Origin of the sequence: uncultured Bacteroides sp. (assembly GCF_910578895.1) — a bacterium.
In the GTDB taxonomy this organism is placed as follows: domain Bacteria; phylum Bacteroidota; class Bacteroidia; order Bacteroidales; family Bacteroidaceae; genus Bacteroides.
In genome coordinates this window covers 1-25185 of sequence record NZ_CAJTSC010000018.1, presented here as the reverse complement: position 1 = coordinate 25185, position 25185 = coordinate 1, and the positions used below count along the sequence as shown (strand labels likewise).

Below are 25185 nucleotides of genomic sequence, written 5' to 3'. Positions count from 1 at the left end.
AAAAACTTTTTACTTTTTTTGTATAAATGGATATATATGGCGATATTTACTGCAAATAAGCACTTCCCATTACCTATAAAGTAACAGGATTTTTAACCTTATTTCTTACCTTCCCATTACCTATAAAGTAACGGAAAATCCGCATTGCGGAAACAAGGACTATTTCCTTCTGCAATCCGTTGTTTTACAATTTGTTGCAGAATTCCCCTCGGTAAACACATAAGATATTATCCCTCTGTTCATTTCGTTGATTCTTTCGTTGGTGTGTTTCTTGAAGTAAGTCTCTGTTACTTTCACCGACGAGTGTCCCATCGCATTGCTGATAAGTTCCGGTTGGAAATTCCTGTAGTTGGCAATGGTCGCCCAGCTATGCCGCGCGCTGTAGCTGCTCAGGCTGGCACCGATGTGGCAGCCGAGCAACTTCAGATAGTAGTTGAAGCTGCGCAGCGCGTTCCGGTACTGCCGGTATTCGTCGTATCCGGGGCGGCAGATAAAGGGGAAGAGGTAGGGCGAGCCTTCGTCGCGGCTGCTCAGATGCCGGATGATGGACATGGCTTCGGGCTCTACACGCACTGCCAGCCATGCACCGGTCTTCCGGCGGCGATAGGTCAGGATATCGCCGTTCAGGTCGCAACGGCGCAGGTAGGCTATGTCCACAAAAGGGATGCCGCGCAGCATGAAGAGCAGGACAAACAGCAGGCGGGCGCGCTCCAACCTCTCCGAAGACTCTACGGGCGACTCCAGCCTGCGGAACACGCCTTCGTCCAATGCACGCTTCACGGTGACTTTCGTGCCCGTGTACACCCCCTTGAAAAGCCGGGGATACCACGCGGCAAGCCCCTCGTCCACCGCACGGAAATAGGTGGCGCGCAGCATGCGCATGTAGGTGGAGACCGTGTTCCAGCAGAGCTGCCTGCCCAGCAGGTACTCCTGGAAGTTTTTGAGCCAGGAAGGTGTCAGTTCGTCGAACGCAAGGTGGTTGTGTCCCCTGAATTCGATAACCCGTCTTAATACACTGCGATACACGTGCGCGGTACCATAACGCCGTTCCCTCTCCAGGCGGGAGATAACGGATGCCATGTAGGCAAAGAAGTTTTTGTTGTCCATATTCTATCGGTTTAAAAGAGTGTTTCCGTAATGGGCGGCAAAGGCACGGCTTTTGTATCAAATAAAGAAGTTAACGAAGTGATAACTTCTTTAAATACAAAAGCGGTATTCAATCCGCGTCTAAAAGATAAAAACAAGTTTTCAATGGAAGAGCCGTGTGCGGATAATCATTTTAATTCACTACATTTACGTCCGAAAAACAAAACGAAAACAAAATGACAATGAAAGACACCATCGACTACAGCCCGGTGCCCGCCGGCTATATCCACTGTTTCAACCACGCCTGCCCCCTCGGCGGCAACTGCCTGCGCCATCTTGCCGCGCTGCACGTCCCGAAGACACGGCCATACGTCATGACGGTAAACCCCGCCGCCTATCCTAAGGACGCCGCGCGCTGCCCCCACTTCAGAAGTTCCGAAAAAATCCGCTTTGCCTGGGGGATGACCGCCACTTTCGACCGCATCCCCTACAAGACGGCGGTGCTGCTGAAAGAAAAAATCCGCAGCCTCTATACCAAAACCACCTACTACCGCATACTGCGGAAGGAGCGTTCGATTTCGCCGGCAGAGCAAGCCGGGATTGCCGGCATTTTCAGGCAGAACGGCATCGACGCAACTCCCGTATACGACAGCTACACCGAAGAATACGACTGGGGAGACCGCGCAAACAGGTAGGCGGAAGCGGACAAACAGAAACAGACAGGTGAAGAACAAACTGGCAATAAGCGCTTGGCGGAACGTACCCGTCAGGCGCTTATTGTCAGGTATATACGAGTGCCAGTCCGTTTCTGCGTGGTGGAACTTTATTCCCAGCCCTTTGGAACCGCGTTCCCACCGTATTGGGAATACGTTCCCAACAAGCAGGGAACATGTTCCCAATACGGTGGGAACATCCGGGGAAAAAGAGGCTGCCGGCTGCGGGGCTTTTGCTTTTAAAGTTCGTTAAGGGAGTTACAGGAGTTAGAGTAGTTACAGGAGTTAGAGCCGATACTCTTGTACATGATATTGCTACAAAAGTATCGGCTTTAACTGCTAAGCCGGCTTGGCGGCTGATAACTCCCTTTAACTCCTTCAGCCCCCGACTCCTTCAGCTCCTTTCTTCAATGCAAAAGCCGTGCATGCGAAGGAAATAGGGCGGGAGTGCGTTGTGCGGAAAGCGGAAATGGCGTATCTTTGCGGCGACTTATCCGTGACGTATATGAATGCGAAGAATAACTACATTTATCATCTTATTGCCATACTTGTGGTGGGGGTGTGGGGGCTGACGTTTATCTCTACGAAAGTGCTGATAGGGCACGGGCTCTCTCCGCAGGAGATATTCCTGCTCCGGTTCCTGACGGCTTATGCAGGCATCTGGTTTATCTCTCCGCGCAAGCTGTTTGCCGATAGCCGGAAGGACGAGCTGTGGTTGCTGGCGGGCGGCGTCACGGGCGGTTCGTTCTACTTCCTGACGGAGAATACGGCGTTGGAAATCACGCTTGCCACCAATGTTTCTTTCATTGTCTGCACCGCTCCGCTGCTGACCGCCATCCTGTTCCTGCTGGTTGACAGGACCGAGCGCGCCACTGCCGCGCTGATAGGCGGTTCGCTGCTGGCGTTGGCAGGGGTGGCGCTGGTGGTGTACAACGGGCATTTCGTGCTGAAGATTTCGCCGCTTGGCGATTTCCTGACGCTGCTTGCCGCTTTGTCGTGGGCGTTCTACAGCCTGATTATGAAAAAGCTGTTTGGCAGCTACAGCACGGTTTTCATCACCCGCAAGATTTTCTTTTACGGGGCGCTCACCATTCTTCCAGCCTTCCTTGTCCGTCCCTGGCAGTTTCCGCTTTCCGGGCTTTTGCAGCCGGCGGTGTGGATAAACCTTCTTTTTCTGGGCGTATTGGCTTCGCTAATCTGCTTTGTGGTGTGGAACGTGGTGCTGAAACGGTTGGGCACGATGCAGGCTTCCAACTACATCTATCTCAATCCGCTCTTCACGCTGGCAGGCTCTGCCATACTGCTCGATGAGCGGTTCACCGTAATGTCTGTTGCGGGTGCCGTGCTGATATTGGGCGGCGTGTATTGGGCGGGAAGAAAGTAGAGGGATGCTTGCACGACGCGTACGGGCATAAAAAAAGGAGTACCGCTGTACTCCAACCTTTGTTAACCTTAAATCTAATACTATGAAAAACACATTGCAAAGGTACGGACTTTTGGGAGAGTTCCAAATAAAACAAATAAATAAGTGTGTTTTATAACATGTTTTAGCAAAAATACCCGCTTTGTTAAGGCTTGCTAAGGATTTGAACCCGCTACATGCGTATTTTCTAAAAAAGGATTATCTTTGTCATGCTCTTAATCAGATTACCCGTTAAACTCTAAACAGATACCGCTGTGAACGAAGATATTGTTCTTACCCCGATGATGAAACAGTTTCTTGATTTGAAGGCAAAGCACCCCGATGCTGTGATGCTGTTTCGTTGCGGCGACTTCTATGAAACTTATTCTACCGATGCCATCGTAGCCTCCGAGATACTGGGCATCACCTTGACGAAACGTGCCAACGGCAAAGGGAAAACGATTGAAATGGCAGGCTTTCCGCACCATGCGCTCGATACGTACCTGCCCAAACTGATACGTGCGGGCAAGCGCGTGGCAATCTGCGACCAGCTGGAAGACCCGAAACTCACCAAGAAACTGGTGAAGCGCGGCATCACCGAGCTGGTGACGCCGGGCGTGTCCATCAACGACAATGTGCTGAACTATCGCGAGAACAACTTCCTTGCCGCCGTGCACTTCGGCAAAGGCATCTGCGGAGTGGCGTTTCTGGATATCTCTACGGGCGAGTTCCTCACCGCCGAGGGGACTTCGGACTATATAGACAAGCTGCTGAACAACTTTGCCCCGAAAGAGATACTGTTCGAGCGCGGCAAGCGCCTGATGTTCGAGGGCAACTTCGGCAACAAGTTCTTCACCTTCGAGCTGGACGACTGGGTGTTTACCGAGACCACCGCGCGCGAGAAGCTCTTGAAGCATTTCGAGGTGAAGAACCTGAAAGGGTTCGGCGTGGAGCATCTTAAGAACGGCATCATTGCTTCGGGAGCCGTCTTGCAGTACCTCATTATGACGCAGCACACGCAGATAGGGCACATCACCTCGCTGGCGCGCATCGAGGAGGACAAGTACGTCCGCCTGGATAAGTTCACGGTGCGCAGCCTGGAACTGATGGGCAGCATGAACGACGGCGGCAGCAGCTTGCTCAGCGTGATAGACAAAACCATCAGCCCCATGGGCGCCCGCCTGCTGAAGCGCTGGATGGTGTTCCCCCTGAAAGACGTGCAGCCCATCAACGAGCGGCTGAACGTGGTGGAGTATTTCTTCCGCAAACCCGGCTTCAAGGAGCTGATTGAAGAACAGTTGCATCTGATAGGCGACCTGGAGCGTATCATTTCAAAGGTGGCGGCAGGGCGTGTATCGCCCCGTGAGGTGGTGGCGCTGAAGGTGGCGTTGCAGGCTATCGGGCCGATTAAGGAGGCGTGCATGGCTGCCGACAACGCCAGCCTGAACCACATCGGCGAGCAGTTGAACCTCTGCTGTTCCATACGCGACCGCATCGACCGGGAAATCAACAACGACCCGCCGTTGCTCATCAACAAAGGCGGGGTGATAAAACAGGGCGTGAATGCCGAGCTGGACGAACTGCGCCGGATAGCTTACTCGGGCAAGGACTACCTTCTGCAGGTGCAGCAGCGGGAGAGTGAACTGACGGGCATCCCCAGCCTGAAAATCGGTTATAACAACGTCTTCGGCTACTACATCGAGGTGCGCAACGTGCACAAGGAGAAGGTGCCGCAAGAGTGGATACGCAAGCAGACGCTGGTGAATGCCGAGCGCTACATCACGCAGGAACTGAAGGAGTATGAGGAGAAGATACTCGGTGCCGAGGACAAGATATTGGTGCTGGAGACGCAGCTCTATTCGGAGTTGGTCTACTCCTTGGCAGACTTCATCCCTGCCATCCAGGTCAATGCCAACCAGATAGCCCGCCTGGACTGCCTGCTTTCGTTTGCCACCGCAGCCCGCGAAAACAACTACATCCGTCCCGTAATAGCCGATGACGAGGTGCTGGAGATACGTCAGGGGCGCCATCCGGTCATCGAAAAGCAGCTGCCGGTAGGCGAGAAGTACATAGCCAACGATGTGATGCTGGACAGCAGCACGCAGCAGGTCATCATCATTACCGGTCCGAACATGGCGGGTAAGTCCGCCTTGCTCCGCCAGACCGCCCTGATTACGCTGATGGCGCAGATAGGCAGTTTCGTTCCGGCGGAAAGCGCGCACATCGGCTTGGTGGACAAGATTTTCACCCGTGTGGGAGCCAGCGACAATATCTCCGTGGGCGAATCTACGTTCATGGTGGAAATGAACGAGGCGGCAGACATCCTGAACAACCTCTCTTCGCGCAGCCTGGTGCTCTTCGACGAGCTGGGGCGCGGCACTTCCACGTATGACGGCATTTCCATTGCGTGGGCAATTGTGGAGTACATCCACGAGCATCCGCGCGCCAAAGCCCGTACGCTCTTTGCCACGCACTATCACGAACTGAACGAAATGGAGCGCTCCTTCAACCGCATCAAGAACTACAACGTGTCGGTGAAGGAGGTAGACAATAAGGTTATCTTCCTGCGCAAGCTGGAGCGCGGAGGCAGCGAACACTCCTTCGGTATCCATGTGGCGAAAATGGCGGGCATGCCCAAGAGCATCGTGAAGCGTGCCGGCGGCATCCTGAAACAGCTTGAGGCGGACCACCGCCAGCAGGGTATATCGGGCAAGCCGGCGGCGGAAGCGAAAGAGGGACATGCCGGCATGCAGCTCAGCTTCTTCCAGTTGGACGACCCCGTGCTGTGCCAGATACGCGACGAGATACTGACCCTCGATGTGAACAACCTGACGCCGCTCGAGGCGCTGAACAAGCTGAATGATATCAAGAGGATAGTGAAAGGGAAGTAAATTACTTCCCTTTCTTATTTCAAGGCAGCCGCTATCTGTTCCGCTTTCTTTCTGGCTATTTCGTAACAGAGTTTTGTCATGGAGACGGAGAGGTTGGGGATGTCTTTCATGTCCGTTTTGTGCTTGCGTTCCCATTCGTAGGCGACGTGTTGCCGTGTTTCGCTTTCGGTGGGGAACGTTTTCTGATGTTTGTCCCTCTCTTTCCATTTCACTACGTACTCCACGCGGTAGTTTCCCGTGTATCTGTTCTTTGTCACACGGAGCGAATTGATGTTATAGTGGCATTGGCAGGCACTGATTTCCGCGAAGTAATCGGCAGGTTGCTTTCCTTTGGAGGGATAGCAGGCGGTAATTCCCCGTGCTTCCAGTTCCTCTTTCAGAAGTTGGAGGATTAATACGGGGCTAAGGCTGTCTGCCAACGTTATTTGTATCTGTACACTGTCCTTTTGGGTAAGTAGTTCGCTCAATTTGTCGGTCATTTTATCTTCTTGTTTGACAGGGATGGATTTATTGGGCATCCAAAAAGGATCAATTATTCCTACAGCTTCTTTTCCATACATGTGGAATTTACGTAGATAACCGTTATAGAGGGGTGAGTGGCTGTCGAGGAAACTACTATGATATACAGAGGTATCATAACAATATATTTCTGAAAATATATCCTTGTTTCCCGTTGTATTGAACAGTTTTACTGTACTTTGCCCGGACATTGTGCCATAGCATTGCAGTAATAAAATCGTGATGATAAAATAGATACTCTTTTTCATGCCGATAATGTTTTATGATGGGTTCTTAGTGCTGTTATGCGGATAGTATTTCCTTTTATGAAAGGAGTTAGTCTTCTTTCTTCAAAATAGCGACTGTTTTTTCCGCCTTTTTGGGGGGTGCATTTTGGCAGATTTCATCCGTATGAAATATTATGTGTCAACGATGTTCCCAAATATAGTAAGAAATACTTTAATAAGCAAGTATTGTGTTGATAATTTGATATATACGGCACGGCTTTTTCATTTTATTGTAACTTATGGGAGATATTCCTGTCTTGCGACAGGTTTTGACATTCCTCGTTATGGAACTATAATTCTCCGAACCATAGCGGATGTGCTTATACGATACCTTCTGTCCGCGACGGAACAGCCACAGACAACCATATCGAAGCCCAGCCCCGAAATGCAAAATAACTGTGCGAAGCCAATAATATGAACTGGTGAACAAAATCGCAATAGCTGCTATGATTTTAACTATGAAAATGACTCTATTCTTCATTGCTTGCCTCCTTTCCGCCAAAGGCGAATGAACATAAAAAGGGCTATGAAATAATTGAGCTACAGGGATGTCGACAATGCATCAGCCCTCAGATACATTCTCTCTGTTATATCCGAAATATCGTATGGCTCAACAATATATTTCAAATCCAGATAGGTATTGGCACATAAGAGCAATTCGCAAAAGCCAATCGCTCCAAAGGCAATAACACCTACTATTTTCTGCCACTTATTCATAATTCCTATGTTTCATCTGTTCAATACTGATTTTTTCGGCATGTATGATGCTGTCCTTTCGCTGCACAGAAATAGGGCCTACATATTTATCTCCATAACTCAACCGGCTATCAACGGCTGTGACTATCCACCAAGAATTATTATTCTGCTCAATGATTATTACCGAATCATTCCAACACACATTTCGGACATTTGCGATGAATGACGGTTCATCATTATAACCGAGTTTTGAAACAAATATAGGATAATCCTCTTCACTCTCGCCATATAATCCCTCTCCATAAGTAAAAACAGAGTAATTATCTGTCAGGTCATGTCGATTGTTACAAGAACAAAAAACAGACATAAAAACCAATATTTCACAAAAGACAACCATTGTCTCAAACATCCAAAATCGTTTATCGGTCAGTTTCACCACTTGCATTTTTAATTGGTATGAAAATCGGCAGCCCTACATTTTTAATCGCAATAAAGATTTCCGGTTCCTTATCGCAATTATTAGAGTATCTTATATCATAGCCTTTTGTTGTCATTGATTCGAGATAAGCAAGCAACTCTTTCCTTCTTATCGTTGGAATTTCAGATATATTGGAGATAATCATTGGAAAATCGTCAAAGTCGCAGTTCGGAGTGTGTATGTATAGTCCGATTTGGCATCCTAAATCCTTTTGGAAACATACATATCCCCAAACTTGAAATGGCATACGGATGGTTTCAGAATTGAATTTGAAAACAGCAAGTAGTTTAAACAGCACATCAAGATGCAATCTAATTTCACTCCATTTAGTAAGGGAATATCTGTCTAAATGAATATGCTCATAGTCATATTCGACAACCCCGTTTCTCAATCCGGTAATAATCTGCTCAATATAGCTGCTTTTGTGGAGGTTGCGGTAGTATCTTTTTAATCCTCTTTTTTTCATTGCTTGTCTCCTTTCCAATAGCACAAAAACGACCGACTTTGCGCCCATAGGTTACAGGAGAGAGCAAAGCTAACACACAAAATTAATATCTTATAGAGCATTGCCATACGCAAAGTTACAATGAATAATCGACATTTGATGTGACAAATGTCCCATTAGAGCATGAAAGTTCAAAACGAGATTATTGTCCGTGTCACAAAATTAATACAATTCTCGCTAAAACCATTATTTTATCATACGTAAAGTGCTTGAACTGAATGGAAAAACTGAAATATTATCCTTCTTGAGCGTGATTCTGCTGTTTCAGCCCCATTTCCCTACTTTCCCTTCTATTTTGGCTACTATTTAACGGAGTTTGTACCTCGCTTGTTCCATGAATCGGATATTGCGTTGATTTTCAGCGGAGGTAAGCAATTCCTTGACAATATATTAGAGACTACGCTCTCATATTGGAATGTTGGTAGTAATATTTAATTTGAGTTTACACAAATAGTCTGATACTACTCTCAAATAAAAATCCGATGAATTATCCAATTGTGACATTATAGTGACTTTTTTATGATTATATCCATTTTATAGTTATCTAATTATATCTACTATCTAATTGATTTATAGCAATATGTGTGTGGTTTTAATTAATATTATTATAGAAGCCTAAATCCCTCGCGATAGGTTTAATCCTATCAGGAGGGATTTATAGAGTTGCCGAATGGAGTTTCCGGCAGGCTGAAATGCCGGATGAGGAAACGGTGTGAAACCGACGGTTTCCCGGTTTGAAACTTTTTAGGGCTGCGGGGATGCTATTTCCCTGCCGTTTTCTTCCCGTAGAAGCACATGAAGTAGATACCTACAAGTATGAACGGGATGCTGAGCCATTGCCCCATGTTCAGCGTCATCGTGCTTTCGAAAGCTACCTGGTCTTCCTTCAGGAACTCGATGAAGAAGCGGAAGAGGAATATCTCCGTCAGGCAGAGACCGAAGAAGAAACCACGGTGGTAGTAGGGCAGGGAAGCGCCGGTGTGCGTTGCGGCGGACTTGGCTTTGGCAGCGGTGCTGAAGTCCGTCGCGGGCTTGCTGCCTTGCTGCCGCTTCATCCCGCGCTTGTAGAGCCATGCCATGCCGAGGAAGAAGATAAAGTAGGCGATTGCCTCGTAGAGTTGTGCCGGATGGCGGGGAAGCATATCCACCCGCTCGAAGACGAATGCCCAGGGCACGTCCGCCGGCTTGCCGATAATCTCGGAGTTCATCAGGTTGGCAAGGCGGATGCAGCAGGCGGTGACGGGCGTGGCAACGGCTATCATGTCCAACACATCTATGTAGTGCATCTTTGTCTTGCGGCAGTACATCCAAAGGGCGATAATCAGTCCGAGCGTGCCGCCGTGGCTGGCAAGCCCTTCGTATCCCGTCCATTTCCAACCGCCGCCGGGCAAGAACTTGACGGGCAGTATCATTTCCCAAAAGTGGTTCAGGTAATAGTCCGGCTGGTAGAACAGGCAGTGCCCCAACCGTGCCCCTATCAGGATGCCGAAGAAGCAGTAGAAGAAGAGCGGTTCGAAGGTCTTTTCATCGATTTTCCGGTCGTGGTACTGGCGGTGCACTATCGCATAGGCAAGGGCGATGCCGATTACCCATAGCAGACCGTAATAACGGATGGGAAGCCTGCCGAAAAGGTTGAACAGTTCGGGGTCGGGGTTCCAATGGATGGAGAGGAGAGTTAGCATATTCATATAAGTAAGTGTTTAAAATGGGTTCTCATATCCTGAATTTTTCCGCTACCATTCGGTAGGTAGGGATGTCGATGCCTTGCTCTTCGGCGGCTGCAATCATGTCGAAAAGCAATCCCTGCACTTCGCTCTGATGTCCGCGCGCCAAGTCTTTCTGCATGGAAGCGGTGCTTTCGGGCGCCAGTTTGTCGATGACCTTGAGGTTGTAGGCAACGATGTCCTCCTCGAACTCGATACCCAGTTTCCGCCCCAATGCGGCGCTCTCCTGCGAGAGCCCGATAAAGGTGTCGCGCACTGTGCCGGGCTTCTGTACTTCGCCCATAGGCACGTCGTAGTAGGCGCCGGTGACTGCCATGGCGGAGATAAACGACCATTTGATGAAAGTGTCGCGGTTGATGTCGGAAGAGAGGTCGGCTTTGATGCCGCTCTCTTGCAAGTCGCGTTGCACGGTTTCCAATGTTTCACGGGAAACAATGGTACCTTTGTGTGCCCCGTAGACCAGGCGGAATATCTTTCCCATCTGCGTGATTTCTCCTTTGCCGGAGACGAACCCTACGATGTAGATGCAGCCGTCGAGCACCGTGACGCCGGGCACCAGTCGCTGGATGCGCGGACCTGTGCCGTAGACATTCAGGATGGGGATTACTACCGTGCCTTCGTGTGCGGCACGCTTGATAAGCTCCGTAATGGAGTCTACGGAGTAACCTTTGACGCAGACGAAGATGACGTCTGCCTTGCCGTCTACCGGCGAGGAGGAGGCAAGGGCGGCGTACTCTTCGGCAGTATAGGCGGGTATCTTCAGCGTATGTTCGCCTTTCAAGTCGGAGTGCAGACGCAGCCCGTATTGGCGCAGGGCGGCGAGGTGCTCGCCGCGTGCGATGCAGGTCACGTCTTTTCCGGCAAGTGCCAGAAAAGCGGCTATCGACCCGCCTACGCCGCCGGTGCCGGCGATGAGGTATTTCAGAGGATTGTTTGCCATTTTGTTATGTATGATTAGGAGGTTTATTGCGGGTGATTGATTCTTTCCAAAAGTTCCTGCGGTGCGAAATACAGGCGTAAGAAGGCAAACCATTTCTTTCCGAGGTCTTTCAAGGAGGCTCCGATATGAAAGACCTCGGAATCTATGATGAGGAAACGGTCGTGCGATTGGCGGTACTGGCGCAACTTATATACTCTGGCTTTACACATTAAACCGGAAGTGCATGATGTCTCCGTCCTGCACCACGTACTCCTTGCCTTCCACGCCCAGCTTTCCGGCTTCGCGTACGGCTGCCTCGCTGCCATACTTGATATAATCCTCATACTTGATGACCTCTGCGCGGATGAATCCTTTCTCGAAGTCGGTGTGGATGACGCCGGCACATTGAGGAGCCTTCCATCCTTTGCGGTAGGTCCATGCCTTTACTTCCATTTCGCCGGCGGTGATGAACGTCTCGAGGTTCAGCAGGCTGTAGATAGCCTTGATCAGGCGGTTGCAGCCGCTCTCCTTCAGACCAAGGTCTTCGAGGAACATCTGTTTCTCTTCGTAGGTCTCCAGTTCGGCGATGTCGGCTTCGGTCTGTGCGGAGATAATGATGAGTTCCGCATCCTCACCCTTGATGGCATCGCGCACCTGCTCTACGTATTGGTTGCCGGAAGCGGCACTTACATCGTCCACGTTGCAGACGTAGAGCACCGGTTTCGTAGTGAGCAGGAACATCTGTTTGGCACACTGCTCTTCGTCATCGTTTTGAGGGATAACGGTGCGGGCGCTCTGTCCCTGTTCCAACGCGTCCTTGTAGCGGAGCAGGAGTTCGTATTCCACCTTTGCCATCTTGTCGCCGCCTACCTTGGCTATCTTCTCCACGCGCTTGATGCGGTTTTCCACCGTATCAAGGTCCTTCAGTTGGAGTTCGGTGTCGATGATTTCCTTGTCGCGCACCGGGTTTACGCTTCCGTCCACGTGTACGATGTTGCCGTTGTCGAAGCAGCGCAGCACGTGGATGATGGCGTCGCACTCGCGGATGTTGCCCAGGAACTGGTTGCCCAGCCCTTCACCCTTGCTGGCGCCTTTCACCAGTCCGGCGATGTCTACGATGTCGCATACGGCAGGCACGATGCGTCCCGGATGAACGATTTCGGCGAGTTTCGTCAGTCGCTCGTCGGGTACGGACACTTGCCCCATTTGGGCGTCGATTGTGCAAAACGGGAAATTTGCCGCTTGTGCTTTTGCACTGCTCAAGCAGTTGAAAAGAGTGGATTTCCCCACGTTGGGGAGGCCCACGATACCAGCTTTTAATGCCATAGTGTTATAGTATTTTTGTTATTATCAATCGGTTATATAGTGCTTTATGTCCCCTGTCGGGGGTGCAAAGATAATCAATTTTGGACTAATGCGGTAAACTTCATCCTCTTTATCCTCTTTCCTCGGCACAGCTTTTTCATTTAAGGGAGTTGTCGGGAGAAGGAGTTGGGGGAGTTATCGGGAGTTACGGGAGGGGAGATTCCGATAGTATCGCTATACATCAACAGTGCTGTCGGATTCCGACTCCTGTAAAGGAAAAGGCCGTGTTTCCTCGGTATATATCCGGTGAAAGATGGATTTCAGTCGTTTTTCGTCCGCGATGACGGTTTGTAGTTCCTTCAGCCGTACGGCATTCTTCGAACCGGGCAACCAGAGTTTCAAATAGCCGCCGGGGGCATACTTGTCCATCAGATGCCTGTAGAACCGTTGGTAGTGCCATGTTTCGTCGGCGGCGGGGTTCTGCTTCAGTCCGTACTGCACGGTGCGGCGCAGGGTGATGTCAGGGTCGATGATGCGGTCGGCTTCCGCCACGATTTTACCGTAGATGCTTCGCGGTTCGTGGTTGGCGGATGCCTGGTGGTCTTCCACGGCTTCGCGCATCGTTTGTATCTCTTCCTCTGAAAACCATTGGCGCAGGTGGGCATCTGCCGCTATAATCTCTCCCGAAACAAGATGGTGTGTGGCACGGTCCCTGCAAAGCCCTGTGTCATGATAGGCGGCTATGGTGTAAACAAGGCGTTCGTTGGCTTCGGGATATTGGCGGGCAAGGATAAGGCTCTCGTCAATGACCGCCTGCACGTGTGAGAGGTTGTGCGCCTTGTCGAAGTGGCCGTATTGGGGAATAATCTCTGTTTCGATGTAACGGGTAAGTGCTTGGGGTATCATATTTCTCTGTTTTCTTATTGACAGGCAAAAATACGAAACGAGCCGGAATACGTCTGCATTCCGGCTCGTTAATTATAGAAAGGTTTTGGGTTATTGTTAGCAGTTAAAGTTTATTTAAGAGAGAATGAAATAGATTACATGTTAGGGTTGTCCATCGTCACCGTCATTTCGGGGATAAGGACGTATGTGTTCTTTTTGTTGTTCCATTTATAATAGGTAGTGATGACCGACTTGCCTTGATAAGCATAGCGGATGCACATATCATTGGTCCATGTGTTCTTTACGGCATTCCATTTCAGCGCTTCGTTTTCTGTCATGCGGTTTTGGTCGTCGTACTTGTAGTTGTACTTCATGTAGTTGGCAAGCGTGCCGCCATCCATTTTGTAAACAGTTTCGGCAACCTTTACCCCGTTTACTTCTTCCGAATTGTAAATGAGGTTACTTTTGTTGTCTGCCGATGCACTCATTCCACACACAAAAAGAAAAGAGAATAAAATCAAAGTTTTTAAAGTTTTCATGGCTTTATGTTTTAGAGTTCTACTTGCTATTTTCTATCAATCTGTCATTGATTACGCTGCAAAGGTAGATATTATATGGACATAAATGAAATAATAGGGGAATATTTTATCAATATGTCAGAATAGGGCAGGGCGGCATGCTTTCTTTTTGGAAAGGTTAATGAATAAAAAATATCCGGTAGCAAAGATACCGGATATTCTGGTGAGCAAACTGCTTTTTAAAGCGATTGCTTCCGTTGCTTTCTGATTGTAAGTTAAATAAAGTTATCGACCGGATCAATGGGCTTCCAGCCAGTTCTTTCCCCAGCCGCAATCGGCTTTCAGGGGCACCAGCATGCGATATGCCCGTTCCATTTCTTCGATTACAATTTTTTGTATAATCTCCTTTTCTGCCTTCGGAACGCTGAAATTAAGTTCGTCGTGGACCTGTAAAATCATCTTTGCTTTCAGATTGTTACTTTGAAGGCGTTGATGGATGAGCGACATCGCCACTTTGATGATGTCGGCGGCACTTCCCTGGATGGGTGCGTTGATGGCGTTGCGCTCGGCATAACCGCGTACCACGGCATTTCGGGAGTTGATATCGGGCAGGAAGCGTTTGCGGTGGAAGATGGTTTCCACATATCCGTTTTCGCGTGCTGTCCGGATGCTTTTGTCCATATACTCCTTGACTTGCGGATAGGTCTCGAAGTAGCCGTCTATCAACTCTTTGGCTTCCTGGCGGGAAACATTCATACGTTCTGCCAGCCCGAAGACGGAAATGCCGTAGATGATGCCGAAGTTGGCTGTCTTGGCTTTGCGGCGCATGTCGGCGGTCACGTCGTTGATATCCACCTTATATATTTTAGCGGCGGTGGCGGCGTGGATGTCATCGCCGCTGAGGAAGGCGTCAATCATATTCCTGTCTTGGCTCAGGTGTGCCATGATGCGCAGTTCGATTTGCGAGTAGTCGGCAGAGAAGAATTCGCATCCGTCATCGGGGATGAAGGCTTTGCGGATTTCCTTGCCGTCCTCATCACGGATGGGGATGTTCTGCAGGTTCGGATTGCTGGAGCTGAGCCGTCCGGTGGCGGTCACCGCTTGGTTGAAAGAGGTGTGTATGCGTCCTGTGCGCGGATTTATCAGTTGGGGCAGCGAGTCGATATAGGTGCTGAGCAACTTCTTCAGTCCGCGGTGTTCAAGTATCTTGCCGATGATGGCGTGTTTGCTGCGTAGGCTTTCGAGCACCTCTTCGGAGGTGACGTACTGGCCCGTCTTGGTCTTTTTGGCTTTCTCTGTGATTTTTAGTTTGTCGAACAGCACTTCGCCCACCTGCTTGGGGGAGGCGATGTTGAAAGCCTCTCCTCCTGCCAGTGCGTAAATCTCTTTTTCAATCTCCTGCAGACGGAGCGTGAAGTGTGCGGACGACTGTTTGAGCGCTTCCGTGTCGATGCGCACCCCGTTGCTCTCGATGTGGACGAGTACCGGAACGAGCGGCATTTCGATTTCATGGAAAAGATGTTCGGCGCCCTGTTCCTTCAACTCCTGCTCGAGCACGTTCTTCAGTTGCAGGGTGATGTCCGCATCTTCGCAGGCATAGCGGTACACCTCTTCGGGCGGAAGGTCGCGCATGCTCTTTTGGTTCTTGCCTTTGGTTCCGATAAGTTCGTCGATGTGGATGGTCCGATAGTGCAGGTAGATTTCGGCAAGGTAATCCATGTTGTGCCGTAGTTCCGGTTGCAGCACATAGTGGGCGAGCATGGTATCGAAAAGTTTTCCTTTCACCTGCACGCCGTAGTTCCGGAGGACAATCATGTCATATTTGATATTCTGTCCCACCTTCATGGAATTTTCGTTCTCGTAAAGCGGGCGGAACTCATTTACTATTTTTAACGCTTCCTCACGCTCTGCCGGAACGGGAACATAGTAAGCCCGGTTTTCGGCATCGCTGAAGCTCATTCCTACCAGTTCCGCCTCCATCGGTTCGGTTCCGGTGGTTTCGGTGTCTATTGAGAGAACTTCCGTTGTAAGTAACTTTTGAATAATTTCCTTTCTTTTCTCTTCTGTATCAATGAGTTGATAGTCTACATCAAGCGTTTCCAAGCGCGTGAGAATTGAATTTTCGGCGCCGCCCGTCCCGTTGCCCGCAAAATCGGCAAACAAATCGCCTTGGACGGGACTGCTCTTTTCGGGAGTCGCGCCGCCGGTGGCGGCGGGTTGGGCAAACAGTGTTCCGGCGTATGGGTCGGGCGCGGCGGAAGAAGCGGGCAGGGGAGAGGTGCCCGTTTTTTTCAGGACACGGTCGATGAGCGTGCGGAACTCCAGTTCTTCGAAAATCTTGCGGAGCTGTTCCTCGTCCGGCTCTTCGCGCACGAGAGTCTTCATGTCGAGTCGGATGGGCACATCCGTTTTGATGGTGGCAAGGAATTTGGAGAAGGTTATCATTTCACGGTTTGCCTCTACTTTGGTTTTCAGCGCGCCCTTCAGCCGGTCGGTGTGGGCAAGCAGGTTTTCGATGCTGCCGAACTCAGTCACCAACTTCTGTGCGGTTTTCTCACCCACGCCCGGACAGCCGGGGATGTTGTCGGAAGAGTCGCCCATCAGTCCCAGCATGTCGATGACCTGCGCTGTGGACTGAATGCCGAATTTCGCCTTTATCTCTTCGGTGCCCATCACCTCAAATCCGCCGCTATGCTTGGGGCGATACATGAACACGTTGTCCGACACCAACTGGCCGTAATCCTTGTCGGGCGTCATCATGTACGTCACGATGCCCTGCCGTCCGGCTTCGGTGGCGAGCGTGCCTATCACGTCGTCGGCTTCATAACCGGAAACCTCCAGGATAGGGATGCGGTAGGCGCGGATGATATCCTTTATGACGGGCACGGAGAGGCGGATTGCCTCGGGTGTCTCTTCGCGTTGCGCCTTGTACTGCTCGTAGGCTTCGTGGCGGAACGTCGGTCCCGACGGGTCGAATGCCACCCCTATGTGCGTGGGGTTCTCCTTTTTCAGCACCTCCTCGAGGGTATTTACAAATCCCAATATGGCGGAAGTGTTGAATCCTTTGGAATTGATACGCGGATTTTTGATGAATGCGTAATAAGCGCGGTATATCAATGCGTAGGCATCGAGCAAGAAAAGTTTATCGGTTGAATTCATATATTTATTCCTTTTTTTCATGGTAAAAGTACAAAAAAATACCGTATTAACCGTTTTATTACTATTTTTGTGCTCAAATAATAGCGATGTATGGACAGCATATCCCTTATAAAATCCCCGATTTCTGCGGAGCTGGAAGACTTCAAGAAGCATTTTGACACTTGCCTTTCCGGTTCCAATCTCCTACTGAATAACGTAATTGCCTACATCAGGCAGAAGAATGGGAAAATGATGCGTCCGATGCTGGTGCTGCTTGCGGCAAAGTTGCACGGCGGGGTCTGTCCGGCAACGCTTCACGCCGCGGTCTCCCTGGAACTGTTGCATACGGCAAGCCTGGTGCACGACGATGTAGTGGACGAGAGCACCGAACGCCGGGGGCAACTCTCCGTAAATGCCATCTTTAACAATAAGGTAGCGGTGCTGGCAGGCGACTACCTGCTGGCAACGGCTTTGGTGGAAGTGGGTATGACACGCAACCATGCCATCGTCGATGTCGTCTCCAACCTGGGACAAGACCTGGCGGAAGGGGAGCTGTTGCAGCTTTCCAACGTCAGCAATCCCGAATACTCCGAAGATATCTATTTCGACGTCATCCGCAAGAAGACGGCTGTGCTCTTTGCCGCCTGCATGAAGGCGGGCGCGCTTTCGGCGGGTGCCTGCGATGAAAAGGTGGAATATGCGCGCCTGTTTGGCGAATACATCGGGCTTTGCTTCCAGATAAAGGACGATATATTCGACTATTATGAGAGCAAGGAGATAGGCAAGCCTACCGGAAACGACATGCTGGAAGGCAAGCTGACCCTGCCCGCACTGTATGCCCTCAATTCCACCCACGACGAACAGGCACGGAAGATTGCCGCAAAGGTGAAGAACGGAACGGCGGCACCCGATGAAATAGCCCGTTTAATCGAGTTTTCCAAAGAACACGGCGGCATTGAGTACGCCACGAAAATGATGCTGCAATTTAAAGGGAAAGCGCTTTCGCTCCTGGCTTCGGTAGAAGATACGGACATCAGGAAGGCGCTTGTATGCTACCTCGATTATGTAGTGGAACGCGAGAAGTAATTCTTTGAGAGGAGTTACCGCCCTTCGGGCCGGGAATTAAGAGCCCCCGCTGTGCTCCTCATGAAAACAGAAAAACATTCTCGAAAAGAGGTTCAAAAGAAGGCTGAACGAAATTTAAACAGGCTCTAAAGGAGTTGAAAGGAGTTAGGGGAGTCAAAGGCCGATAGTATCGCCATACATCAACAGAACTGCCGGCTTCCAACTCCTCAGCCCGAAGGGCGATAACTCCCTTTAACTCCTCTAACTCCTTCAATTCCTCTAATTTCTTCAACTCCTCTTCAAACAAGCTTCTTCTACCGAATAGCTTCTTCAAGAAAAGCCTTTAGAAGAACTTCATTTCCTCTCCCTTGATGTCCGAGAGCAACAGGTTTGCCAGGCGGCTGGTTCCCAAGCGGAACAGTTCGTTGTTCAGCCATTCTTCGCCGAGCACTTCCTTCACAATGGTATAGTAAACCAGCGCGTCGTTCACACAGTTGATGCCTCCGGCGGGCTTGAACCCTATCTTGTTGCCCGTCAGCGCGTGATATTCCTTGATGGCCTGGCACATCACGTAGGCGGCTTCGGGAGTGGCGGCAGGCTGCTGCTTTCCGGTGGAAGTCTTGATGAAATCGGCGCCGGCATACATGGACAGGATGGACGCCTTCTTGATGTTGGAGGCGGTTTTCAACGCTCCGGTTTCCAGGATTACTTTCAGGTGATGCTCCTTGCAAGTGGCTTTCAGCTCCTGTATCTCGTCGCATACGGTCTCGTAGTCTCCGCTCAGGAACTTGCCTACGGAGATTACGATATCGATCTCGTCCGCGCCTTCCATGATTGCCATTGCGGTTTCAGCCACTTTTACCTCTATAAAGGTCTGTGAAGAGGGGAACCCTGCCGACACACAGGCTATCTTCACATCCTCCACCTCCAGCGTGTCTTTCACTACTTCCGCAAAGTTGGGGTATACGCAGATTGCCGCTACGTTCTTCAGGTCGGGAAACTCCTCGTCGAATTGGTTTACCTTTTGGGTGAACTTCATGACGCTTTCATCGCTGTCCGTGCTGTTGAGCGTGGTCAGGTCGATGCAGTTGAACAGGAATTTCTTTACTTCCGGCGTGTTGTTTTCGGGCACTTTGCCTGCGATGATTTCGGTTACTTTCGCGGCCACTTCCGCATCGTTCAGGTTGGTGTTGTACTTCGCCAGGGCGGCGTCATACTTGCTCAGTGTGGATTCGTTATTCTCCATGATCAGCTAATTTAGGATTATTGATATGTCTTGCTCGGTCGCGTTTGGTTTTCTTCTCCACGGTGCGTGCAAAAGCCTCGGTGATGTCCACTCCGGTCTGGTTTGCGATGCAGAGAAGTACCCAAAGGACGTCTGCTATTTCTTCCTCAACGTTGTCTTTCTCTCCCTCCTTGAAGGATTGGTCGCCGTATCTGCGTGCCATCACCCGCGCCAGCTCGCCTACCTCCTCGGTCAGTACAGCCATGTTGGTGAGCTCGCTGAAATAGCGCACTCCGTATTTCCTAATCCAGGAGTCTACCTCTTGTTGTGCTTCTTTTAACGTCATTATTCCTTGTTTTTGGTGTCCATGCAGATGGTTACGGGGCCGTCGTTCAGCAGTTCCACCTTCATGTCGGCTCCGAATTCGCCGGTGCCTATCTCCTTGCCCAGTGCCAGGCTCAGCTCTTTGCAGAACTGCTCGTACAGCGGAACGGAAATCTCCGGTTTCGCCGCCCGGATGTAAGAGGGGCGGTTGCCTTTCTTGGTGGATGCGTGCAGCGTGAACTGGCTGATTACCAGTATCTCGCCGTCGATGTCGAGTATGGACTTGTTCATGACGCCCTGTTCGTCGTCGAAGATGCGCAGGTTGACAATCTTCTTGCACAGCCAGTCGATGTCTTCCTTGCCGTCCGTCTCCTCTATGCCTACCAGTATCATCAGCCCTTTCCGGATGGCGGACTTGCACGTGCCGTTGATGGTGACGGACGCGTATGCGGTGCGTTGGATGACTACTCTCATGTTTCGGTTCTTTTCTAAAAATAGTGTTCTTGTAGTTTGCAAAGTTACGAATAAATCCGTGATTGTTGCGGTGGGGAGGGGATTATTTGCGTGTCAGAAAGACAGGAAATCCGCCTTTTTCCTGTCTTGTGTTTTTCCCGCTTTCTTCCGGAATGGAAAAGCATTGCATGGAGCGTGCATGAATATGCTTCTTTTTCCGATGAAAATGCGTTGTTTATGCAGAAACCGGATGTTCCCGCTGTTAGATACAAGTGTTTCCGGCGTTGGATGCAGGTGCTTCAGCCGACAGACATTAACATCTATCGTGAGAGACATTAATGCCGCTCATGACAGACGCTAATGTCTATCACGAGCGGCATTAATATCCCTCGCCACAAACACCGATATCCGGCAAACGGGATGCCTTCACGCGGCATTTCCGATGCTTTTCCGCGCTGGTTGGTTTGTAAGGATTTCGCTATCGGGCTGTATGTGTGCGAGATAACTGTTTTTCGTTTCGTTTTTTCCCGCCAACCGCACCTTGGGTCGGAAATAAACGATTCTAAGGCGATGGGAAATACAGATTGTCAAAATGCCACAAGGCGGGCAGGGGAGAAAGTCTTTACTGCTCCTGTTCCGCCTGCTGCGCCCGGTCGAAGTATTCCTTTATGAGGCGCGCTTTCGCTTCGCCTGCCACTGCGGCGATATCTTTCTCCGGCGCTTCCTTGATGCGCTTCACGCTCTTGAACTCCTTGAGCAACGCGTTCTTTGTCTTCTCCCCGATGCCTTTTATCCCGTCCAGGGCAGAGGCGACCTGCCGCTTGCTGCGCTTGTCGCGGTGGAAGGTGATGGCAAACCGGTGCACCTCGTCCTGTATCTGCGTCAGCAGGCGGAAAAGGGGAGAGTTCTGTTTCAGCCCGACGGTCTGCGGGGGGAAACCGTAGAGCAGTTCCGAGGTGCGGTGTTTCCCGTCTTTGGCAAGCCCGGCGATGGGGATGTCCAGGCGCAGCTTGTCGACAACTTCTTTTACGGCGCTCATTTGCCCCTTTCCACCGTCGGTGATAAGGAGGTCGGGCAGGGGGGTGCTCTCCTCGATGGCGCGCCTGTAACGCCGTTCTACCACCTCTTTCATCGAAGCATAGTCGTCCGCTCCTTCCACGGTCTTGATGTTGTACTTCCGGTAGTCCTTCTTGGATGGTTTTCCCTTGACGAAAACCACGCACGCCGCCACGGGGTCCGAGCCTTGTATGTTGGAGTTGTCGAAACACTCTATCTGCATGGGCAGCCTGTCGAGGTGCAGCTCCTGCTGTATCTCCTTCAGCAGGCGCACCGCGCGCTGTTCGGGGTTCAGCTTTTCCGCTTGCTTCAGGCGGTCCGCCTTATACTGCTTTACGTTGAGGATGGAGAGGTCGAGCAGTTTCTTCTTGTCGCCGCGTTGCGGGATGGTGAAGGTGACATCTTTCAGCTCCATATCCGGCTGGAAAGGCACGATGATTTCGCGCGAAAGGCTCTTGTAGCGCCCGCGCATTTCGATGATGCCCAATGACAGCAGCTCCTCTTTGCTTTCGTTGAGCCGCTTCTTGTATTCGAACGTGAAGGCTTGGTTGACGGCGCCGTTTGTGATGTGCAGGTAGTTGATGAATGCGGACTTTTCGTCGGAGTCTTCCTCGATGGAGAATACGTCGATATTGTGCAGCACGTTGCTTACCACCTCCGACTTGGCGCGGTAGTTCTCCAGCAGCAGGTATTTCTCTTTGATTTTCTGCGCCTCTTCGAATTTCATTTCCGAGGCAAGGTCCTGCATCTGCCGGTAGAGCATCCGCCCCACCTCCTGGGTGTTGCCTTTGAGTATCTCTTTTATTTCGGCAATGTTCCTGAGGTACTCTTCCTGGTTTTGCTTGCCTATGCAGGGTCCTGCGCAGTTCTTGATGTGGTATTCCAGGCATACGTTGAACTTTCCGGCACGGATATTCTCGGGAGTGAGGTTCAGGTTGCAGGTGCGCAGCGGATAGAGGTGCTTGATGAGGTCGAGCACGGCGTTCATGGAAGGGATGTGGCTGTAGGGGCCGTAGTATGAGGAGCCGTTGCGTATGATTTTCCGTGTCTTGAATATGCGGGGAAAGTATTCGTTCTGCACGCAGATGGAGGGGTAGGTCTTGTCGTCTTTCAGCAGCACGTTGTAGCGTGGCTTGTATTTCTTGATGAGGTTGTTTTCCAGCAGCAGGGCGTCCTCTTCGGTGTTGACCACGATATACCGGATGTCGGCAATCTTGCTTACCAGCACGCGCGTCTTTCCCGGTTCGTGTTCCCTGTTAAAGTAGGAAGATACCCGGCGCTTCAGGTTCTTGGCTTTCCCTACATAGATGATTGTGCCCTCGGCATTCAGGTATTGGTAAATGCCGGGGCTTTCAGGAAGGTTCAGAACTATACCTTTCAGGTAATCGGTTGTTTTGAGTTCGTCCATAATGGGGTGGCGTACGGGATTGATGGGACAGGGTACTTTTTGAAATGCGGACGGGGCTACAGCGTCAGTACCGACTCTACGTCTATATCTTTGCTGAATACATCCTTGCCGTGCAGCTCTTTCAATTCGATGATGAAGTTTACGTATACCTTTTGGGGATTCATCTTCTTCACCAGGTTGCATGCCGCCTGCATGGTTCCGCCTGTTGCCAGAAGATCGTCGTGCAGCAATACCACATCGTCAGGCTGGATGGCATCCTTGTGGATTTGCACCGTGTCTTTGCCATACTCCTTGTCGTAGCTCTCTTCGATGGTTTCTGCAGGCAGCTTTCCGGGTTTGCGGATGGGGACAAATCCCGCGCCCAGGCGGGTGGCAAGGATAGGACCCATGATGAATCCTCTGGACTCTATGCCTACTACTTTGGTGATGCCTTTGTCCTTGTACATTTCATACAGGGTGTCCGACAGCTCTTGCAGCGCAGAGGGGCTTTTGAACAGGGTGGTCACGTCGTAGAACAGAATTCCGGGGATGGGGAAGTCGGGGATTTCCCGAATGCTTTTGGCAAGTGTTTCTTTGCTCATAATCAGTTTATTTAATACGTTTATTGAATTGTTTGTTTCACGTGGAACGCCAGCCCTTATCGTCCGCAAAGCACCAGCAGCACGTTGATGTCGCTTGGCGATACTCCCGGGATGCGGCTTGCCTGGGCTATTGTTTCCGGGTCTATCTTCACCAACTTCTGGCGGGCTTCGGTAGAGAGGGATTGGATGGAACTGTAATCGAATTTCCCTTTTATCTTGATGCTCTCCAACCGTGCCAGTTTGTCTGCGATGATTCGTTCGCGTCCGATGTAGCCTTCGTATTTGATAAGTATCTCCGCCGCTTCGATAATCTCCTCTTTTCTGTCCGTAACCTTGTCCAGCTCGCGGCGGAAGGCATTGACGTGTTCTGCCATGTTTTCCAAAGTCACTTGCGGGCGGTTTATTAAATCTACCAGCTTGCATCCCTGGCGGAGCGGGGTGGTGCCGAGCTGTTCCAGCGCCGGATTGATTAGTGCCGGTTTCATCGAATAGCTACGTGCAAACTCTATGATGTTGGCAACGGCTTCGCGCTTGCTCTTCAACAATGCGTAGCGGTCTTCTTTGGCAAGTCCCAGTTTCCAGGACTTTTCGGTAAGTCTCATGTCGGCATCGTCCATGCGGAGCAGGATGCGGTATTCGGCGCGTGAGGTAAACATGCGGTAAGGCTCGTCTACGCCTTTGGTCACCAGGTCATCGATTAATACGCCGATATAGGCTTCGTCACGCGCAAGGGTGAACGGTTCGCCGCCGTGGCAGTTGATGTGTGCATTGATGCCGGCGATGATGCCTTGTCCGGCAGCTTCTTCGTAACCGGTGGTTCCGTTTACTTGCCCGGCAAAGAAAAGGTTCTTGATTTTCTTCGTTTCCAACGTATGTTTCAGTTGGGTGGGGTCGAAGAAGTCGTATTCGATGGCATAGCCCGGACGGTAAATCACGAGGTCGCGGAATGCCGGTATCTTTTTCAGTGCCTCGATCTGTATCTCCATAGGCAGCGAAGAGGAGAAGCCGTTCAAGTAGAATTCTTGCGTGGTCTCACCTTCCGGCTCCAGGAAAAGCTGGTGTTGCTCCTTGTCGGGGAACGTCACGATTTTAGTCTCTATGCTGGGGCAGTAGCGGGGACCGATGCTCTGGATTTGCCCGTTGAAAAGGGGAGAATCGGGCAGTCCTTCGCGAAGGATGCGGTGCGCTTCTTCGTTGGTGAAGCAGGTCCAGCAGGGAAGCTGTTTCAGGTGGCGCACGCCGGTGTCCATGAAAGAGAATTTATGGAAGTCGTTCTCTCCGTCCTGAATGTCCATCTCTTCGTAGTGTACGCTCCGCCCGTCGATGCGTACGGGCGTTCCCGTCTTCATCCGTCCGTATGCGATGCCGTGACGGGCGATGGATTCGGTCAGCCGGTAGGAGGCGGGTTCCGCCATACGTCCGCCGGGCAGCATGGTGCGCCCTACGTGCATCAGTCCGTTCAGGAAAGTCCCGGCAGTCAGTACGACGCATTTGGCACGGAAGGTCACTCCCCACACCGTGGTCAGTCCGGTTACTTCGCCGTTTTCAACGAGGATTTCCTGTACGGTGTCCTGCCAGATGTGCAGGTTGGGGATGTTCTCCAGGATTTCACGCCATGCCCAGATAAACTTGTTACGGTCGCACTGCGCGCGCGGGCTCCACATGGCAGGGCCTTTGGAGCGGTTCAATATGCGGAACTGGATAGCTGTCCGGTCGGTCACCAGTCCCGTGTATCCGCCTAAGGCGTCCACTTCGCGTACAATCTGTCCTTTGGCAATGCCACCTATGGCGGGGTTGCAACTCATCTGGCCTATCTTGTTCATGTCCATCGTGATAAGACAGGTCTTCGAACCCAGGTTTGCGGCGGCGGCAGCGGCTTCGCAGCCTGCATGTCCGGCACCGATTACAATAACGTCATACTTAAACTCCATTCGTTCAATCTCTTTTTAAACACCGCAAAGTTACTAAAAAACCCGTTGGTAGAATTAAGAGCCTGTTTAAATTTTGTTCAGCCTTCTTTTGAGCGTT

23 protein-coding genes and 1 pseudogene are annotated in these 25185 nt (G+C 50.9%); 5 read left to right on the top strand and 19 right to left on the bottom strand.

Annotated features, from left to right (window positions below):
• Nucleotides 1–159 precede the first annotated feature (159 nt).
• Complete coding sequence (locus tag QZ327_RS06555; protein ID WP_294618126.1) at nt 160–1107, bottom strand: site-specific integrase; 948 nt, start codon at nt 1105–1107, stop codon at nt 160–162.
• A gap of 30 nt (nt 1108–1137) precedes the next feature.
• Between QZ327_RS06555 and QZ327_RS06550 the strand changes: the two genes are divergently transcribed.
• From QZ327_RS06550 to mutS, 4 genes are all read left to right on the top strand, one after another.
• Complete coding sequence (locus QZ327_RS06550; protein WP_294618124.1) at nt 1138–1326, top strand: hypothetical protein; 189 nt, start codon at nt 1138–1140, stop codon at nt 1324–1326.
• Complete coding sequence (locus QZ327_RS06545) at nt 1323–1781, top strand: DUF6078 family protein (protein WP_294618122.1); 459 nt, start codon at nt 1323–1325, stop codon at nt 1779–1781. The genes QZ327_RS06550 and QZ327_RS06545 overlap by 4 nt, the downstream gene beginning before the upstream one ends.
• Before the next feature lie 523 nt (nt 1782–2304).
• On the top strand, nt 2305–3183 hold the full coding sequence (locus tag QZ327_RS06540) for a DMT family transporter (RefSeq protein WP_294618121.1): 879 nt from the start codon (nt 2305–2307) through the stop codon (nt 3181–3183).
• A gap of 293 nt (nt 3184–3476) precedes the next feature.
• Nucleotides 3477–6092, top strand: coding sequence for a DNA mismatch repair protein MutS (gene mutS, locus QZ327_RS06535; protein WP_294618119.1), 2616 nt, complete (start codon nt 3477–3479; stop codon nt 6090–6092).
• A 14-nt stretch (nt 6093–6106) separates the two neighbouring features.
• Here the strand turns inward: mutS and QZ327_RS06530 are convergent, their stop codons facing one another.
• From QZ327_RS06530 to polA, 11 genes and pseudogenes are all read right to left on the bottom strand, one after another.
• Nucleotides 6107–6859 carry a hypothetical protein gene (locus tag QZ327_RS06530; RefSeq protein WP_294618117.1) on the bottom strand — a complete coding sequence of 251 codons (753 nt, stop codon included), beginning with the start codon at nt 6857–6859 and terminating at the stop codon, nt 6107–6109.
• Nucleotides 6860–7417: 558 nt separating this feature from the next.
• Nucleotides 7418–7594 (bottom strand): hypothetical protein, encoded by a 177-nt coding sequence (locus tag QZ327_RS06525; RefSeq protein ID WP_294618115.1) that lies wholly within the window; start codon nt 7592–7594, stop codon nt 7418–7420.
• Nucleotides 7587–8009, bottom strand: coding sequence for a hypothetical protein (locus QZ327_RS06520; protein WP_294618113.1), 423 nt, complete (start codon nt 8007–8009; stop codon nt 7587–7589). Before QZ327_RS06520 ends, QZ327_RS06525 begins: the two co-directional genes overlap by 8 nt.
• Complete coding sequence (locus QZ327_RS06515; RefSeq protein WP_294618112.1) at nt 7993–8517, bottom strand: hypothetical protein; 525 nt, start codon at nt 8515–8517, stop codon at nt 7993–7995. The genes QZ327_RS06520 and QZ327_RS06515 overlap by 17 nt, the downstream gene beginning before the upstream one ends.
• Nucleotides 8518–9317: 800 nt before the next feature.
• Nucleotides 9318–10238, bottom strand: coding sequence for a prolipoprotein diacylglyceryl transferase (gene lgt / locus QZ327_RS06510; protein ID WP_294618165.1), 921 nt, complete (start codon nt 10236–10238; stop codon nt 9318–9320).
• Nucleotides 10239–10269: 31 nt separating this feature from the next.
• Nucleotides 10270–11220: a ketopantoate reductase family protein gene (locus QZ327_RS06505; RefSeq protein WP_294618110.1), complete on the bottom strand. Its 951-nt coding sequence runs from the start codon at nt 11218–11220 to the stop codon at nt 10270–10272.
• A gap of 23 nt (nt 11221–11243) precedes the next feature.
• Nucleotides 11244–11405, bottom strand: a pseudogene (locus QZ327_RS06500) (DNA-binding protein); the annotation flags it as partial.
• A gap of 16 nt (nt 11406–11421) precedes the next feature.
• Nucleotides 11422–12525, bottom strand: a complete 1104-nt coding sequence (ychF, locus tag QZ327_RS06495; protein WP_294618108.1) for a redox-regulated ATPase YchF — start codon at nt 12523–12525, stop codon at nt 11422–11424.
• 213 nt (nt 12526–12738) lie between these two features.
• Nucleotides 12739–13410 (bottom strand): HD domain-containing protein, encoded by a 672-nt coding sequence (locus QZ327_RS06490; RefSeq protein ID WP_294618106.1) that lies wholly within the window; start codon nt 13408–13410, stop codon nt 12739–12741.
• 134 nt (nt 13411–13544) lie between these two features.
• Complete coding sequence (locus QZ327_RS06485) at nt 13545–13928, bottom strand: DUF3836 domain-containing protein (protein WP_294618105.1); 384 nt, start codon at nt 13926–13928, stop codon at nt 13545–13547.
• 276 nt (nt 13929–14204) lie between these two features.
• Nucleotides 14205–17066, bottom strand: coding sequence for a DNA polymerase I (gene polA, locus QZ327_RS06480; RefSeq protein WP_294618104.1), 2862 nt, complete (start codon nt 17064–17066; stop codon nt 14205–14207).
• Nucleotides 17067–17156: 90 nt separating this feature from the next.
• Here polA and QZ327_RS06475 point away from each other — a divergent pair, with 90 nt between their 5' ends.
• Nucleotides 17157–18131: a polyprenyl synthetase family protein gene (locus QZ327_RS06475; RefSeq protein ID WP_294618102.1), complete on the top strand. Its 975-nt coding sequence runs from the start codon at nt 17157–17159 to the stop codon at nt 18129–18131.
• A 58-nt stretch (nt 18132–18189) separates the two neighbouring features.
• On the opposite strand, the gene QZ327_RS06470 is transcribed toward QZ327_RS06475, so the two are convergent.
• The 7 genes from QZ327_RS06470 to mnmG all read right to left on the bottom strand — a co-directional run bounded on the left by QZ327_RS06470 (nt 18190) and on the right by mnmG (nt 25088).
• Entirely contained in the window at nt 18190–18444 is a 255-nt protein-coding gene (locus tag QZ327_RS06470) for a hypothetical protein (RefSeq protein ID WP_294618100.1), read from the bottom strand.
• Between the two features lie 9 nt (nt 18445–18453).
• A complete protein-coding gene (gene deoC / locus QZ327_RS06465) occupies nt 18454–19356 on the bottom strand; it encodes a deoxyribose-phosphate aldolase (RefSeq protein ID WP_294618098.1) in 903 nt (300 codons plus the stop codon).
• On the bottom strand, nt 19346–19681 hold the full coding sequence (locus QZ327_RS06460) for a nucleotide pyrophosphohydrolase (protein ID WP_294618096.1): 336 nt from the start codon (nt 19679–19681) through the stop codon (nt 19346–19348). Before QZ327_RS06460 ends, deoC begins: the two co-directional genes overlap by 11 nt.
• A complete protein-coding gene (gene dtd / locus QZ327_RS06455) occupies nt 19681–20133 on the bottom strand; it encodes a D-aminoacyl-tRNA deacylase (protein ID WP_294618094.1) in 453 nt (150 codons plus the stop codon). Before dtd ends, QZ327_RS06460 begins: the two co-directional genes overlap by 1 nt.
• Nucleotides 20134–20734: 601 nt before the next feature.
• A complete protein-coding gene (gene uvrC / locus QZ327_RS06450; RefSeq protein WP_294618092.1) occupies nt 20735–22576 on the bottom strand; it encodes an excinuclease ABC subunit UvrC in 1842 nt (613 codons plus the stop codon).
• 56 nt (nt 22577–22632) lie between these two features.
• Entirely contained in the window at nt 22633–23157 is a 525-nt protein-coding gene (locus QZ327_RS06445; protein ID WP_294618090.1) for an adenine phosphoribosyltransferase, read from the bottom strand.
• A 56-nt stretch (nt 23158–23213) separates the two neighbouring features.
• Nucleotides 23214–25088, bottom strand: a complete 1875-nt coding sequence (gene mnmG, locus QZ327_RS06440; RefSeq protein ID WP_294618089.1) for a tRNA uridine-5-carboxymethylaminomethyl(34) synthesis enzyme MnmG — start codon at nt 25086–25088, stop codon at nt 23214–23216.
• Between the last annotated feature and the right edge of the window lie 97 nt (nt 25089–25185).

Coding starts and splice junctions, on each gene's coding strand:
- QZ327_RS06545 (WP_294618122.1), top strand. CDS start 1,323: ATGACAATGAAAGACACCATCGACTACAGCCCGGTGCCCGCCGGCTAT.
- QZ327_RS06550 (WP_294618124.1), top strand. CDS start 1,138: ATGGGCGGCAAAGGCACGGCTTTTGTATCAAATAAAGAAGTTAACGAA.
- uvrC (WP_294618092.1), bottom strand. CDS start 22,576: ATGGACGAACTCAAAACAACCGATTACCTGAAAGGTATAGTTCTGAAC.
- QZ327_RS06485 (WP_294618105.1), bottom strand. CDS start 13,928: ATGAAAACTTTAAAAACTTTGATTTTATTCTCTTTTCTTTTTGTGTGT.
- lgt (WP_294618165.1), bottom strand. CDS start 10,238: ATGCTAACTCTCCTCTCCATCCATTGGAACCCCGACCCCGAACTGTTC.
- QZ327_RS06460 (WP_294618096.1), bottom strand. CDS start 19,681: ATGACGTTAAAAGAAGCACAACAAGAGGTAGACTCCTGGATTAGGAAA.
- QZ327_RS06505 (WP_294618110.1), bottom strand. CDS start 11,220: ATGGCAAACAATCCTCTGAAATACCTCATCGCCGGCACCGGCGGCGTA.
- QZ327_RS06515 (WP_294618112.1), bottom strand. CDS start 8,517: ATGAAAAAAAGAGGATTAAAAAGATACTACCGCAACCTCCACAAAAGC.
- ychF (WP_294618108.1), bottom strand. CDS start 12,525: ATGGCATTAAAAGCTGGTATCGTGGGCCTCCCCAACGTGGGGAAATCC.
- deoC (WP_294618098.1), bottom strand. CDS start 19,356: ATGGAGAATAACGAATCCACACTGAGCAAGTATGACGCCGCCCTGGCG.
- dtd (WP_294618094.1), bottom strand. CDS start 20,133: ATGAGAGTAGTCATCCAACGCACCGCATACGCGTCCGTCACCATCAAC.
- QZ327_RS06525 (WP_294618115.1), bottom strand. CDS start 7,594: ATGAATAAGTGGCAGAAAATAGTAGGTGTTATTGCCTTTGGAGCGATT.
- polA (WP_294618104.1), bottom strand. CDS start 17,066: ATGAATTCAACCGATAAACTTTTCTTGCTCGATGCCTACGCATTGATA.
- QZ327_RS06475 (WP_294618102.1), top strand. CDS start 17,157: ATGGACAGCATATCCCTTATAAAATCCCCGATTTCTGCGGAGCTGGAA.
- QZ327_RS06445 (WP_294618090.1), bottom strand. CDS start 23,157: ATGAGCAAAGAAACACTTGCCAAAAGCATTCGGGAAATCCCCGACTTC.
- QZ327_RS06490 (WP_294618106.1), bottom strand. CDS start 13,410: ATGATACCCCAAGCACTTACCCGTTACATCGAAACAGAGATTATTCCC.
- QZ327_RS06530 (WP_294618117.1), bottom strand. CDS start 6,859: ATGAAAAAGAGTATCTATTTTATCATCACGATTTTATTACTGCAATGC.
- QZ327_RS06555 (WP_294618126.1), bottom strand. CDS start 1,107: ATGGACAACAAAAACTTCTTTGCCTACATGGCATCCGTTATCTCCCGC.
- QZ327_RS06540 (WP_294618121.1), top strand. CDS start 2,305: ATGAATGCGAAGAATAACTACATTTATCATCTTATTGCCATACTTGTG.
- mnmG (WP_294618089.1), bottom strand. CDS start 25,088: ATGGAGTTTAAGTATGACGTTATTGTAATCGGTGCCGGACATGCAGGC.